The sequence below is a fragment of the Microbulbifer flavimaris genome, from assembly GCF_001641755.2.
Lineage (GTDB): Bacteria > Pseudomonadota > Gammaproteobacteria > Pseudomonadales > Cellvibrionaceae > Microbulbifer > Microbulbifer flavimaris.
On record NZ_LRFG02000003.1, the window covers coordinates 215,997 to 230,784 of the forward strand.

13 protein-coding genes are annotated in these 14,788 nt (G+C 62.2%); 9 read left to right on the forward strand and 4 right to left on the reverse strand.

All coding sequences use genetic code 11. The features are described from left to right. Positions 1-13: 13 nt before the first annotated feature. The 4 genes from AWR36_RS10085 to pilG all read right to left on the reverse strand — a co-directional run bounded on the left by AWR36_RS10085 (position 14) and on the right by pilG (position 3,890). On the reverse strand, positions 14-2,158 hold the full coding sequence (locus tag AWR36_RS10085; protein WP_067084385.1) for a methyl-accepting chemotaxis protein: 2,145 nt from the start codon (positions 2,156-2,158) through the stop codon (positions 14-16). A 168-nt stretch (positions 2,159-2,326) separates the two neighbouring features. Further along, entirely contained in the window at positions 2,327-2,869 is a 543-nt protein-coding gene (locus tag AWR36_RS10090; protein WP_082679529.1) for a chemotaxis protein CheW, read from the reverse strand. A 16-nt stretch (positions 2,870-2,885) separates the two neighbouring features. Continuing rightward, positions 2,886-3,248, reverse strand: a complete 363-nt coding sequence (pilH, locus tag AWR36_RS10095; protein ID WP_067084387.1) for a twitching motility response regulator PilH — start codon at positions 3,246-3,248, stop codon at positions 2,886-2,888. Positions 3,249-3,494: 246 nt separating this feature from the next. After that, entirely contained in the window at positions 3,495-3,890 is a 396-nt protein-coding gene (pilG, locus tag AWR36_RS10100; protein WP_067084389.1) for a twitching motility response regulator PilG, read from the reverse strand. 351 nt (positions 3,891-4,241) lie between these two features. Between pilG and gshB the strand changes: the two genes are divergently transcribed. From gshB to AWR36_RS10145, 9 genes are all read left to right on the forward strand, one after another. Further along, positions 4,242-5,198 (forward strand): glutathione synthase, encoded by a 957-nt coding sequence (gene gshB / locus AWR36_RS10105; protein WP_067084987.1) that lies wholly within the window; start codon positions 4,242-4,244, stop codon positions 5,196-5,198. Between the two features lie 63 nt (positions 5,199-5,261). Next, positions 5,262-6,170, forward strand: a complete 909-nt coding sequence (locus tag AWR36_RS10110) for an energy transducer TonB (RefSeq protein WP_067084391.1) — start codon at positions 5,262-5,264, stop codon at positions 6,168-6,170. A gap of 34 nt (positions 6,171-6,204) precedes the next feature. Then, the gene (locus AWR36_RS10115) at positions 6,205-6,789 is read left to right on the forward strand and encodes a YqgE/AlgH family protein (RefSeq protein WP_067084392.1); all 585 of its coding nucleotides are present in this window, start codon (positions 6,205-6,207) and stop codon (positions 6,787-6,789) included. 111 nt (positions 6,790-6,900) lie between these two features. Then, on the forward strand, positions 6,901-7,323 hold the full coding sequence (gene ruvX / locus AWR36_RS10120) for a Holliday junction resolvase RuvX (RefSeq protein WP_067084394.1): 423 nt from the start codon (positions 6,901-6,903) through the stop codon (positions 7,321-7,323). Between the two features lie 69 nt (positions 7,324-7,392). Continuing rightward, positions 7,393-8,310: a hydroxymethylbilane synthase gene (gene hemC, locus AWR36_RS10125; protein ID WP_067084396.1), complete on the forward strand. Its 918-nt coding sequence runs from the start codon at positions 7,393-7,395 to the stop codon at positions 8,308-8,310. 5 nt (positions 8,311-8,315) lie between these two features. Next, positions 8,316-9,092 (forward strand): uroporphyrinogen-III synthase, encoded by a 777-nt coding sequence (locus AWR36_RS10130; RefSeq protein WP_067084399.1) that lies wholly within the window; start codon positions 8,316-8,318, stop codon positions 9,090-9,092. Between the two features lie 114 nt (positions 9,093-9,206). Further along, positions 9,207-10,610: a uroporphyrinogen-III C-methyltransferase gene (locus AWR36_RS10135; RefSeq protein WP_067084401.1), complete on the forward strand. Its 1,404-nt coding sequence runs from the start codon at positions 9,207-9,209 to the stop codon at positions 10,608-10,610. After that, entirely contained in the window at positions 10,607-11,848 is a 1,242-nt protein-coding gene (locus AWR36_RS10140) for a heme biosynthesis HemY N-terminal domain-containing protein (protein ID WP_067084403.1), read from the forward strand. Before AWR36_RS10135 ends, AWR36_RS10140 begins: the two co-directional genes overlap by 4 nt. A gap of 598 nt (positions 11,849-12,446) precedes the next feature. Then, positions 12,447-14,708, forward strand: coding sequence for a TonB-dependent receptor (locus tag AWR36_RS10145; protein WP_067084405.1), 2,262 nt, complete (start codon positions 12,447-12,449; stop codon positions 14,706-14,708). Positions 14,709-14,788 lie beyond the last annotated feature (80 nt).

Consider the following 14,788-nt stretch of genomic DNA (forward strand, 5'->3'; position numbering starts at 1 on the left):
CCGGGCGCACCGATCAGGCCAGGGCCCGCTCCTCGCGGCCGTGCTCCTCTTCGACGGCTTCGCCATCGAGCATGGGGAACTCGTCCTCGGCCATTTCCGGCAGTTCCACATCGTACAAATCGCCACTTTCCACACCTGCCTCGTCGCTCGGGAGCTTGAAGCCGGCAACGGATTCACGCAGCGCGTTCGCGGTCTCTGCCAGGTTACCAATGGACTGGGCGGTAGCCTGAGTACCGGCAGATGTCTGCGAGGTAATTTCCTGAATCACGTTCATCGTGTTGGAGATGTGACCCGCGGAGGAGGCCTGCTGGCGTGCCGCGTTGGAGATGTTCTGGATCAAGGCGGCCAGGTTGGTGGATACGCCTTCAATTTCCTCCAGCGCCACACCGGCGTCCTGGGCCAGGCGAGCACCACGCACTACTTCAGTGGTGGTCTGCTCCATCGACACTACCGCTTCATTGGTATCGGACTGAATCGCTTTTACCAGGCCTTCGATCTGCTTGGTCGCAGCAGCGGAGCGTTCCGCGAGGCGCTGTACTTCGTCCGCTACCACCGCAAAGCCCCGGCCGGCGTCACCGGCCATGCTCGCCTGAATGGCGGCGTTCAATGCGAGAATGTTGGTCTGGTCGGCAATGTCGTTAATCAGGCTAACGATATCGCCAATTTCCTGGGAGGATTCACCCAGGCGCTTGATCCGCTTGGAGGTGTCCTGGATCTGCTCGCGAATCGTGTCCATGCCCTTGATGGTGTTCTGTACCACCTTGGCACCGTTGCTCGCGATCTGTACCGAGCGCTCGGCTACCTGGGCGGACTCGGCGGCGTTCGCAGATACCTGGTCAATGGTCACGGCCATTTCATTCACCGCCGCGGAAGCGCCGGCAATTTCCTGGGCCTGATGCTCCGAGGCCTCGGCCAGGTGCAGTGCGGTCTGCTGGGTATCCTGGGACAGGGTGGATACTTCCTGGGCCGCATTGTTGATTCGGCTTACCAGTACCCGCAGCTGGTCGATGGTGTAGTTGATGGAGTCGGCGATGGCACCGGTAAACGCCTCGGTTACCGTCGCGGTGGTGGTCAAGTCACCATCGGCCAGGTCGGCCAGTTCGTCCAGCAGCTGCATAATCGCCTGCTGGTTACGCTCGTTGGTTTCTGATTCTTCACGCAGGCTGCGGCGGGTACCGGAGAAGGCCGCGATCATCATGCCGAAGATCAGCACCACGAACACCACCGCGATAATGGCGATGGTCTGGTTATTCGGCTGGCGTTCGGTGGAGAGGTTAACGATGCGGTCGTTGAGCGTGTTGAGCGCTTCCAGCAATTCCGGCGAGGAGGCGATGATGCCGTCCGCCGCCTGGCGGGTGGCAAAGAGGGCCGGAGTCGCTTCAAAGATCTCCCGGACGGAAGAACTTACGAATTCAAACAGCTCGGTAATTTCCTCGAGGGACTGGCGGGCCTCGTCGTCGGTCACGCGGGAGATACCCATCACCACGTCACCGCTCTTCATGCCCTCAACCACTTTACCGAACAGGCTCGCATCGGTGTTGAACTGGTCGGCCGCGTCCTCCGCGTCGTCACCACCCTGCAGCATCTTGTCGATATTCCGGCCGATACGCTCTGCACGCCAGACCTGAAGCTGGGCCTGCTCGACCTGGTTGGCCGGGGCGTTATTCGCCAGCAGGATCTCCACAATGTTGTTGTGCTCCGCCTGCAGCTCCGGCAGCGAGTCGTTCAGGGTGCTCGCCACATCGTTCAGGAAGATGATCGAGTCCTTGTTGCCAATAATGGTGTCGGCCTGCTCACGCACCTGACGCCAGATCTCGCTGTAGTTCGCCAGTTCAGCCCTCAGTGCGTCGCGGGTGCCTTCGTCGGCATTCTGCAGCTCGCCCCAGGTGGCATTCATCTGGCGTACCACCTGCTCGAGCTCGGCGAAGGCCTGCTCGTCACCAGCGGTGGCTGCGGGGGCGTAGGAAACCACCTGGTAGGACAGTGCGCGAAGCTCCGCGACCTGCTGCAGGTAGTCTTTGTCTCGGTCACCCCGGGTCTGCACCAGGTAGATACTGACGATCAGTCCCGCCAGCGTGGCGAGCACCAGCAGACCCATAAACAACGCGGCAGGGTTACTGCGCAGCGCGGAAAAGGAACTCTGGGAGCCTGTTTTCATAGTTTACTCCTGGCGGACCTGTTTCTCAGGCCAATTCTTTTTTGTCACCACTGTGTGTTTAACGCTTTACCCGCAGAGCACCTCAGGAACCACCGCCTCAGTGATCACCTGACAGCGTCTGCCACCCCCATTGAAAAACCCGGCGGGAGCAACCGGGAAGGCGCGCTGTCAGTGAACAGCGACGTCCATAAACTGAAAATCATTGAGAAGCGCGTGCATATCGAAAACGAGCCAGCGATCCTGCTGCAACTTGAACTGCCCGTTCACCATCGGGGCGAACGGCTCCATCAGGTCTCCGGGGGCGTGATCGGCATACTCCAGCGCGAGATGCTGCATGCCGTGCAACTCGTCCACAATCAGCCCCGCGTACACCTTCCCGCGCTCGATCACGAGAACACGGCGCTGCTGCCGCGTACCCCGCAAATGACCGCCGAAGAACGCCGCCAAATCGAACAGCGGCAGCAGGCGGCCACGAACGTTGGCAACGCCGCGCACCCACGGCTGCACGCCCGGAATAAAAGTGTGCTGAGGCACCTCAAGCAATTCCGCCACGTCGTCCATGGGCGCGACGAACCTGTGCCCGAGAAGAGAAAAGCCAACACCGCTCCAGTAAGGCTTGACCTCCTGGCGGCCGGGCAGGCCAGCAGCCTGCGTCTTGGCGCGACTGGCCATTTCGACCAGCGCGAGATAAGGAGTCTTTTTTGACTGCACAGCAAATATGGCCGGCCTAAGCCAACACCTCCTCGATGGTGCCGAGCAGCTTCCCTTCGTCCACCGGCTTGGTCAGATAGGCCCGGGCACCCTGACGCATGCCCCACACACGGTCGGTGTCCTGGTCCTTGGTGGTCACGATAATGATCGGGATGCCGTTGGTATTCCCGTCCTTGCTCAACTGACGGGTGGCCTGGAAGCCGTTCAGCCCCGGCATGACGATATCCATCAGGATGACGTCAGGGCGCTGCTGTCGCGCCACGTCCACACCGTTTTCCCCATTGGTGGCTGCGATCACCGCGTGACCGTTTTTTTCCAGAATGGTGGTGAGCTTGTGAGTCTCGGTAGGAGAGTCGTCAACAATGAGTACTCGTGCCATTGGTTCCCCGCAACATTGATGGCCCGCCATACACCAGGGTGTGGCAGTTATGTGTTGTCGTTATCTGCGGGAGCGCCCTTCGGAAATCCGAGACACACTGCCCGCCCGTCCTTCTTTTCTTATTTATTATCCAGCCGGCGACATCCGCGAAGACACCACCGGCAAGTCACTGCACCCCAGCGCAGCAACACAACCGACCCATTCTACGCCGGAAGCGGAGAACGGGTACAACTTGTCTTCAATCGTTCAGGCCGCGTGATGCGGCTTGGCGTGGGCTGAGATTGCTCCCAGCAGTTCGCTCTTGCTGAACGGCTTGGTTAGATATTGATCACAACCAACGACGCGACCTTTGGCCTTGTCAAACAGACCGTCCTTGCTCGACAGCATGACAACTGGCGTGGACCGGAACTCGCTGTTGTTTTTTATCAGGGCGCAGGTCTGATAGCCGTCAAGACGCGGCATCATGATGTCCACAAAGATGATATCGGGGCGCGAGTCGGCGATCTTCGCCAGTGCATCGAAACCATCCGTCGCAGTGACAACGGTACACCCGGCTTTTTGCAGCAGGGTTTCAGCGGTGCGGCGAATCGTCTTGCTATCGTCGATCACCATTACCGTCAGGCTTTCCCAGTTCAACTCCATAGTGTTCTTGAATCCCCTGTTTACTTATTTTCGGGCCCCGCGTCCGCTCGTCTCGCGGACCCTTATTGTTTACCGCGTTCGGGGTCTGGGCGCCTCGCCGACTGGCCCCGCCAGTGACTGCCTGCCCTGTTCACGGCAGGCACCTTCGCCAAGGTCGCACAACAGTGGCAACTTTTATCACAGAAGCCACACTGAATCTACCTGACACGCGGGCGGGAGCTGCACAATCGCGACCTTCACGATCGGAAGCACCAGGCCAGGCAAATGGTTGCACCGCCGGCGGCCAGCTCTTACCTTATCCCGACCCCGGCACTGCCGCCTGTCGTTTTTTTAGCCAGCACGGAACACGCTATGAGCCAAACACTCGGCGTGGTGATGGATCCCATCGCCAATATCAGTTTCAAGAAAGACACCACACTCGCCCTTTTACAGGCGGCCCAGCGCAGCAATTTTACGCTCTATTATTTTGAGCAGTCTGACCTGTATCTCGATGGCGGGCGGGCCATGGGCGTCGGCCGCCCACTACAGGTGTTCGACGATCCGGAGCGCTGGTTTGCCCTTGGTGACGCTACCCCGATGCCACTCGGGCAGCTGGATACCATGCTCATGCGTGTCGACCCGCCTTTCGATAACGAATATGTCTATAGCACCTACATCCTCGAGGCTGCCGAGCTTGAGGGCACACTGGTGGTCAACAAGCCCCAGTCCCTGCGGGACTGCAACGAGAAGATTTTTGCCACCCGCTTCCCCCAGTGTTGCCCGCCACTGATCGTCAGCCGTGACATGTCACGCCTGCGGAGCTTCCACGCCAGCCACGGGGACGTGATCTTCAAGCCCCTCGACGGCATGGGCGGCAGCGGGGTCTTTCACTGCAAGCCCGATGGTGCCAATCTTGGCGCAATCCTGGAGATGCTCACCGAGCACGGGCAAAAGCAGATCATGGGACAGCGCTACATCCCCGAGATCAAGCAGGGCGATAAACGCATCCTGGTGGTCGATGGTGAAGCGGTGCCCTACTGTCTTGCCCGCATTCCCGAAGCCGGTGAGACCCGCGGCAACCTGGCGGCCGGTGGCCGAGGGGAAGCGCGCTCCCTCAGTGACCGCGACCGCTGGATCGTAGAGCAGGTGGCGCCGACCCTGAAGGAGAAGGGCCTGTTGTTTGTGGGCCTCGACGTGATCGGCGACTACCTGACGGAGATCAATGTCACCAGCCCGACCTGCGTGCGGGAAATCGATGCGGCATTCGGGACGGATATCGGTGGCCTGCTGATGAGCGCCATCACAGACCGGCTCGCGCAAAAGGGGTAAACTCCCCCCTGACCCGCCAAGCGGGCTTATCGCGGTAAATTGAGCAGTAACCAAAAACCAATAATGACTTCCACCGCCAAACCGAACCACCTGCAGGCCGCCCAGCACGATCGCTTCGTGTTTGCGCTCTTTCTCGCCGGCGCTTTCCACGCCCTGGTGATCTTTGGTGTGGCTTTCACTGCACCGGAGGGACGCCAGGCACCGCCGACACTGGAAGTCACCCTGGCCCAGCACCACACCGCCTCGGCCCCTGAGGATGCGGATTACCTGGCACAGCACAACCAGGAGGCCAGCGGCACGGCGGAGGACCCGCGGGAGCTCTCCACCAACCGCCGCGCCGAGATTGCCGATACCGCCGTGCGGGAGGTGAACCCCATGCCCCAGCAGCAGGCAGCGCGCCCGGCGGAACAGCGCCGTCAGCTGATCACCACTATCGGCGAGAGCCCCCAGCAAGCACCCGAGCTGCCCGCCGAGGACAAGCCCTCCGAGGAACGCGAGGGCAATGCTCCCAACGACCTGCCGCTGTCCAACCCGGAAATTGCCAGCCTGCAGGCCCGCCTGGACAAGATTCGCCAGACCATCGCCCAGCGCCCCCGCGTGCGGCGGCTGACCTCAGTGGCCACCCGCGCCTCCGCCGATGCCGAGTACCTGCACGCATGGCGCCAGAAAGTGGAAGCCATCGGCAACGATAACTTCCCCGAAGAGGCCCTGCAGCAGAAGATCACCGGCAGCCTGCGCATGATGGTGCGGCTGCTCCCCACCGGCGCGGTGGAGGAAGTGCGCATCCTGGAATCCTCCGGCGAAGCGGTGCTGGATGATGCCGCACAACAGATCGTGCGCCTGGCGGCTCCATTCGCGCCTTTCCCCACGGATATTCGCAAGGAGGCAGACCGGCTGGAGATCATTCGCACCTGGCGCTTTGAAATGACCGGCTTTTCCACCGCTACCGGGGCAACTAAACCGCGCGGTTAAGCGATGCCCCTCCGGTCCGCACTAAACTGGGTCTATGCACAAACAAAACATCGACAGCGACCTCACCCACAACAGCCTGCGCGGCCAGTTCCTGCTGGCCATGCCCGGCATGGAAGACCCCCGTTTCACGCACACCATCGCCTTTGTCTGTGAACACAGTCCGGAGGGGGCCATGGCGATCGTGGTCAATGTGCCCAGCAAGGTGCACTGGCGCGAGGTCTTCCAGCAGCTCTCCCTCAATGATCACAGCCAGCGCGGCGAGGAAATGGTGCTACTGGGCGGCCCCCTGTCACCGGAGCAGGGCTTCGTACTGCACGGCACCGGGATGAAGTTCGACTCGACAGTGGCAGTCAGCGAAGACATCAGCCTTACCGCCTCCAAGGACATCCTCGAGTCCCTGGCCGCTGGCCGCGGCCCGGATGATGTGCTGGTAGCCCTCGGGTACGCCGGCTGGGAGGGCGGACAGCTGGAGCAGGAACTGCTGGAAAACGCCTGGCTGACCCTGCCCGCGGAACCCGAAATCCTGTTTGCCACACCCACCGAGAAGCGCTGGCAGTCCGCAGCCGCCCGCCACGGCATCGACCTCAGCGGTATCGGCTCCCAGGCGGGGCACGCATAGCCCCGGCGGGCTCGTCGCAAGGCCACTGAACCGAGCCACTGGACTGAGTCACCGGACTGAAAAGCCGCTTGAGCGCGTGTACACTGCGCTTTTCACAATTCCCCCAGCCGTATGAAACCCCTGACTGCCCTCGCCTTCGACTTCGGTACCCGCTCCATAGGCACCGCCTATGGGCAGACAGTGACCGACAGCGCCCGCGAGCTGCCACCCCTGCCCGCCCGCGACGGGCAGCCCGACTGGAACCAGCTGCAGCGCCTGGTCGAAGAGTGGCAACCCAAGCTGCTGCTGGTCGGCCTGCCGCTCAACATGGACGGCACCGAGAGCGAGCTGAGCCAGCGGGCACGCAAGTTCGGCAACCGCCTGCACGGTCGCACCGGCCTGCCGGTGGAGTTTGTGGACGAGCGGCTCAGTACCCGCGCCGCCAAGGAGGAAGCCTTCGAGCGCGGTCACCGGGGCAACTTCGCCCGGGATCCCGTGGACTCCATCGCCGCACGCATCATCCTCGAGGACTGGCTCCGCTCCCGGAGCGCCTGAAGCCCGCCACAGGTGTGGGGTCTCTCTGGTAGAATTGCCGCTCATTTCCCAAGCGACCAAGTTTCCAGCATGTCCATTTCCCGTATCCGCATCGCCACCCGAGAGAGCGCCCTGGCCCTCTGGCAGGCCGAATTTGTCCGCGCCGAGCTCGAGAAGCACCATCCGCACCTGACCGTCGAGCTCCTGCCCCTCACCAGCCGCGGCGACCAGTTGCTGGACATCCCGCTGGCGAAGGTGGGCGGCAAGGGCCTGTTCGTGAAAGAGCTGGAAAAGGCCATGCTGGATGGCCGTGCCGACATTGCCGTGCACTCGATGAAAGATGTGCCGATGGAATTCCCGGAGGGACTGCACCTGCCGGTGATCTGTGAGCGCGAAGACCCGCGCGATGCCTTTGTGAGTAATCACTACGCCGACATCGACGCCCTGCCCGAGGGCGCCGTGGTCGGCACGTCCAGCCTCCGGCGCCAGTGCCAGGTGCTGGCGCGGCGCCCGGACCTGCAGATCAAGTTCCTGCGCGGCAATGTGAACACTCGCCTGGCCAAGCTGGATGGCGGTGAATTTGACGCCATCATCCTCGCCGCAGCCGGCCTGCTGCGACTGGAAATGCGTGACCGCATCCGCGATTTTCTGGCCCCCGAGATCCTGCTGCCCGCCGGTGGCCAGGGGGCCGTCGGTATTGAGTGTCGCCGCGATCCCGAACTGGAAGCCCTGCTGCAACCGCTGCACCACGGCGCGACGAGCGCCCGGCTGGTGGCGGAAAGGGCACTGGTGCGCCGCCTCAATGGCAGCTGCCAGGTCCCCATCGGCGGCTATGCGCTGCTGGACGGCGACGAACTGTGGCTCCGCGGCCTGGTCGGCAGCCCCGACGGCAAGCACATGGTGCGCGCCGAGCGCCGCGGCCCCGCCGCCGAAGGCGAGGCTATGGGTATCGCCGTCGCCGAAGAGCTGCTGGCCAATGGCGCCGACCGGATTCTGGCAGCAGTCTGAGTACCGTGGAGAAAAACCTCCAGCAGCGGCGCATTCTCGTTACCCGGCCGGCGGCCCAGGCGGCCGCCTGGTGCCAGCGACTGCAGGCAGCCGGCGCCGACACCGACTGCATCCCGATGCTGGCTATCGAACCGGTCACCGACGAGAGCGGCCTGCAGGCGATCAAACAGCAGATCCTCGACTTCGACCAAATCGAGCACGCCATTTTTGTTTCCCGCAACGCTGTGCAGTTTGGCTTTGAGTGGCTGGATAACTACTGGCCGCAGCTCCCCATCGGCCCCAGCTACTACGCCATTGGCGCGGCGACGGCGCGGGCGCTGGAGGCGTGCGGAGTCCATTGCCAGAGCGGTGGCGAAGCCATGGACTCGGAGGCCCTGCTGGAACTGCCGGCGCTACAGCAACCGCACCACGCAAAAGTCCTTATCTTTCGCGGCCGCGGCGGCAGGCCGCTGATCGGCGAAACCCTTCAACAGCGGGGAGCCGACGTGCGCTACTGCGAGCTTTACCACCGCGCCCTGCCCGCTGCTGCCGCCAATGAACTGGCTGCTTACCACCAGGAACCCGACGCCATCGCCGTACACAGCGGCGAGACATTGCAGAACCTGGCGCACTGCATCGACGCAACCGGCAGCACCGCTCTTCGCGACGCCCTGCTGGTCTGTCCCAGCGCCAGGGTTGCAGAACTCGGCAAAGCGCTCGGTTTTTCCCGGGTGATCGCCGCAACCAATGCCGGCGACGATGCCATGCTGGCCGCCCTGGAGCGTGGCCTTGGCGGTCAATGAGCCGCTTACGCCGCCCCTTTTCGGTAAATTTTTTTAAATGCGCGCCACACTTTGACTATCGCGTGTCTCAACTCGCTATAATTTGACGACATTTTCCACCTCTTTCCGGCCGCCATGACTGATAAAAAATCTGCCAATTCCAAGTCGAGCGACGCGTCCAGCACAAAAGTCCCCACTGTCACGAAAAAAGCTGAGCCCAAGAGCAACTTCGCCAAAGCCGAGCAAGCCGCCGACAAGGGTGCAGGAAAGGGAGCCGGGAAGGGCTCCGGATCCAAACAAGCCGAGCAGAAAGCCGGGTCGGCAAAAGGCGGCCGCGGCTGGCTGTGGTTGCTGATAGTTGTGCTGATCCTGGGAGGTGGTGGCACCTGGGCGTGGTTCAACGTGCCGCAGGTGCAACAGGGTTTCGCCGAACTGCGATCACGCCTGCCAGGCAGTGAGCAGCCCGCAACCACCCGGGTGGCGCCCGAGCAAACAGCACCCACAGCCGCCGCCCCGGAGGAACCGTCGGAGCCCCAGTCCGTCGAGGCCTCTCCCCCGCCGCCCAGCGCGGAAATACCGGCCACCGCCAGACCGGAGAGCGAACAGCCACTGGCGGCGCAACAGCCCAGCACCGGCCCATCACCCCAGCAATTGCGACTCGAGCAGGCTGCCGCCGCGCTGGCGCAGGAAGTTGAGCGCCAGGACCGGGTGATTGCCGAGCTGCAGCAGCAGATGTCCCGCATGCAGCGGGCACTGAATGCCCAGGCCAGCCGCCTGGGGGAACTCGGCAATGTCAGCCGCCAGGACTGGCAGCTCGCGGAAGCGGACTACCTGCTCCGCCTCGCCAACCAGCGGCTGCTGCTGGAGCGGGACTCCCGCGCTGCGCTGGGCCTGCTCGAGGAGGTGGATAACATCCTGCGCCGGGTGGACTTACCGGACCTCTACGCCGTGCGCCAGCAACTGGCCCGGGACATCACCGCGCTCAAGCTGGTGGACAATATTGATCGCGAGGGCATCTTCCTGCGCCTGCGGGCACTGGAAGAACAGCTGCTGCGCACGGACATCCAGCCCGAATTCGACCTGGCCACCCGCGATACCTCGGAGTTGATTGCCGATGAGCAAGGCAGTGAACAGGCCCCCATGGCCCGCAGCTGGGACAACTTCCTGCAGTTCATGCGCGAATCTGTCCGCATCCGCGACGGTGACATCGATCCGGTGCTGCTCTCCCCGCAGAGTGAGGCCCGCTTCCGTCAGAGCCTGCGGCTCAACATGGAACAAGCCGAACTGGCGCTGCTGCGCGAGAGCGGCACCGTCTTCACGGATTCGCTGCAGCGCGCCCGCAAGCTGCTGGTCGACTACGGTATCCCCAGCCACCAGCGGGAAGTACTGGCGGAGGAGCTGCAGGAATTAGCCGGACTGGATATCGAGGTGGATCTACCGAGCCTCGCCGCCTCCCAGAGCGCCCTGCACAATTACATCGAGCGACTGCACAAGACCGAAGACGTTGAGCCGGCCGAGCGCGGAGGTGACACTCCATGAAGCGCTTTCTCTTCTCCGGACTCGCCTTCCTGCTCTTCGGTGCCTTTCTCGCCGAAATGATCCGCAGCTACCCCGGCTACCTGTTGCTGGCAGTGGGGGGCAAGCGGATCGAGATGAACCTGTGGATTGCCGTGGGTGCCCTGGCCCTCGGGCTACTGCTGCTGTTCCTGGTGTTCTGGCTTCTGCGCAGCCTGCTGCGCGGTGTCGAAGGTGGCGTTAGCCGCATCCGCTTCGGCCGCACCCGGGTCGCCCGCCGCCGGCTTACCAACGGCCTGGTGGAATTCATGGAGGGCAACTGGGCCCGCGCCCGCCGCCAGCTACTGAAAAGCGCACCGCGCTCCGACGCGCCGCTCATCAACTATCTGGCCGCCGCACGCAGTGCCTATGAGCTCGGGTACCGGGACGAGGCCAATGAGCTGCTGGCCAAGGCCGAGGCCAGTGGCGAGGATACCCGCCTGGCGGTAGCCCTCAGCCAGGCGCGCATGCAGCTGCTCGACAAGCACTATGAGCAGTGCATTGCCTCCCTCGAGCGCGCCAAGCAGGTGGAACCCAAGCATCCGGCCGTCCTCCAGCTACTCAAAGAGGCCTATTACCGGCTGGGGGACTGGAATCGCCTCCGGGCCCTGCTGCCCGAGCTCGAGAAGCACGCCAACATGCCCGATGAGGAGATGGAGCAGCTGGAGCTCGAGATCTACCAGCACCAACTGCGCGATGCCGCCAGCCGTCGGGACCCGGAAAAGCTCAGCGAAACCTGGCAGGGACTCAGCGGACGCTGGCAGCGCCACATGACCCTGCGCAGCCTCTATGCGGAGCTGCTGCACGACAGCGGCAATGACCCGGAGGCAGAAAAGCACCTGCGCTGGGTGCTGAACCGGGAGTGGCGCCCCGAACTGGCCCGCCTGTATGGCTGCCTGACCGGCGCCGACGCGACAGAGCAGCTCACCGTCGCCGAGGGCTGGATGAAGGAGTATGGCGAAAACGGGGATCTGCTCACCTGCATCGGGCGCCTGTGCCTGCGCAACGAACTCTGGGGCAAGGCGCGGCAGACCTTCGAGAAAAGCCTGCTGTTGCGCTCCGACCCCGCCACCTCGGCGGAACTGGCTCGGCTACTGCACGCCTTGGGCGAAAAAGAGCAGGCCGCGGAGCTTTATAAAGAAGGTCTGATGCACGCGGTTGCTGACCTCCCCGACCTGCCGCTGCCGGGCGATGGCAAGCCTGCACTGGAAGCCTACGGCTGAACCAGAACAGCCAAGCACTGCCGCCGAACCGCCGGCGGCTCGCCTGGTCAAGTATCCCGGAGCGGGCCGCAACCTGTCTTAACTGCCATTCGCCGGTAAAAGTTGCCTATCTTGGCCTGTCCGCCCGAGAAACTTTCCGGACGCATTGCGTGCCCTGCCGGATTCCAGTAAAAAGTTTGCTAAAGCCAATCTCAGAATAACGGCATGTACCAGATCACTATCGCGATGGGCGATCCGCTCTGCCGGCGCTCCAGCGATTACCACCTCAGCGAATGGTTCAATAATTGAGTTCCCGCTACCGAGCCAGGTAGCGGGCTGTCAGTGATTTTCTCTCCAGCCTGCCCAACTCCCCCTAGGATTTTCGCTCCAGAGGCAGGTTTCTGTGTTGCAGCTGTATTTTTCCCCAAACACCGGTAATTCCATCGTACCGCCGCTCTACCCCGCGGTGGGCACTCCCGTTTTGCGAAGCAACCCTCGCATAACATCGTGGCTTGCACTGGCCCAATCCGGTCTGTCGCGACGCTGCGCCCCTCGGATGTTCAAAAAGACCAAATAACCACAACAACGATTAAAGCAACGAGAAGTCAAAGGTACCCTTATGACCAAGTACAACAAGAAACTAATCGCTCTGGCGATTGCGGCGACTACCGCCGTTCCGGTGGTAGTCCAGGCCCAGGACAGCACTCAGCAGCAATCCCAAGCGCTCGAAGAAGTCGTAGTAACGGCCAGCCGTCGTTCCGAATCGATCCAGGAAATTCCCTACAACATTACCGCCGTGACTGGCGAAGCACTGGAAAATATCGGTGCCGATGACCTGACCAAAATGGTGCAGTTTATCCCCGGTATGCAGATGATCGACGCCGGCCCCCGCAGCACCGGTCTGGTGACCCTGCGTGGCATGAATGTTGGCGGACTCGAGGCTTCCGAGAACCAGGGCGGCAAGGACATTATTTCCCGCTACGTCAATGACACCCCCCTGCTGATCGACTTCAAGCTGGTGGACATCGAGCGCGTCGAAGTACTGCGCGGCCCCCAGGGCACCCTATATGGCCGCGGCGCCATGGCCGGCACCCTGCGCTACATCCTCAACAAGCCGACGACCGAACTCACTGAAGGTTCTGTCAGCACCGAGATTTACCAGAACAGTGAGAGTGACGGTATCTCCAGCGAAGTCAGCGGCGTATTCAACCTGCCGCTGTCCGACACCCTGGCCCTGCGCTTCTCCGGCACCCGTGTCGATGATGCGGGCTTCGTGGACTACAAAAATGTGCTGGTCGAGCCCGGCGTTAGCAACGACGAGCGCACTATCGACGATGCCAACACGGAAGAAACCAATTCCGCCCGAGTTTCCCTGCGCTGGGAGCCCACCGAAGAATTCTTCGCCCAGGGCAACTACTACGTTCAGGACTCCAAGGCCGGCGGTCGCCAGGCCGTAAATCCGGCGTTTACCGGTGATGATTTCGCCTCGGCGCTGCGCTATGAGGAAGTGCGCGAGAACAAGGACTCCCTGCTCAATGTGGAGTTTGGCTACAACAGCGATGCCATCGAAATCTTCTCCACCACCTCTCTGGCCGAATACGAGGGCATTGGTAACCGCGACCAGACCGACCTGCTGTGTGTCGATATCTGGTCTGGCTACTGTGACTTCCCGGAGTTCTCTGCCTTCACCGTCGATGACAACCAATCCGAGTCTCTGGTACACGAAACCCGCGTCTTGTCCACTGACGGCAACTCCCCGGACTGGCTCGACTGGATTGCCGGGGTCTACTACGAGGAGACCGACACCCTGCTGGATGCCCGTGAATACACGCCGGGCTTTGAGCAATACGCCATCGACAACCTGTCCTGGATCAGCGGACCTACCGGTACCGGTGACCTGGAATACTGGCACTACAGTGACAGCACCTTTGAAGAGCGTGCGGTATACGGCGAGACAACGTTCCATGCCAATGACCAGCTGCAGCTCACTGTCGGCGCGCGCTATTTCCAGCAGGAAGAGAGCTACGCCTACGACTGCTACCTGCTGCCGTTCTACACCGGCCCTGACGCCGATTGTGACGCCGGTTCTGGCGAGATCGACGATACCGTGTTCAAGCTGAATGCCGCCTACGATTTCACTGACGACGTCATGTTGTATGCGACCATGGCCGAGGGCTTCCGTCGCGGCGGAACCAACATCGGCCCCCAGCTTCTGGACAGCGAAACAGCCTACAAATCGGACACCGCCGTTAACTATGAACTGGGCTGGCACACCACTCTGGCACAGGGTGCCGTGATCTTTAACGGCGCCGTGTTCATGATCGACTGGAAGGACCTGCAGGTACCGACCAAGTCCCAGGAAGCGGCCATCAATATCACCGGCAACGCCAACCAGGGCGAGATCAGTGGCCTGGAGCTTTCCACCCAGGCAGCGGTCAGTGACAACCTGACCCTGAGCGGCTGGGTTACCTACTATGACCACGCCCTGAAAGGTGATGCGCCGGAAATCGACGGCTTCGACGGCGACAGCTTCCCGGGTGTGCCCAACCTGCAGGCCAACATCGCCTTCGACTATGCGATCGATGTACCTACCGGTGAGCTGACCCTGCGCGGCAACGCTTACTACAAGGACGAAGTACAGACCCGCCTGAACAGCATTGGCGACAACTTCGACAACGAGACGCTGGACTCCTATACCGTGGCCAACCTGTCAGCGGACTACCGCCTCGACCAGTGGCGCGCCTCCCTCTTCGCGGATAACGTCACCAACGAGTACTACTTCGCGGGTGTGCGCAGCGAGAAGCGTTACGGTGAACGCGGCCAGTTCTACTACGTGGGTCAGCCCCGTACGCTGGGCCTGAGCGTTTCTTACGAGTTCTGATCCGACTCCTCTCACAGGATCGTTAGGCGGGGCTCGACCCCGCCTTTTTTATTTTATCCCCCATATAATGCGTTCTCCGT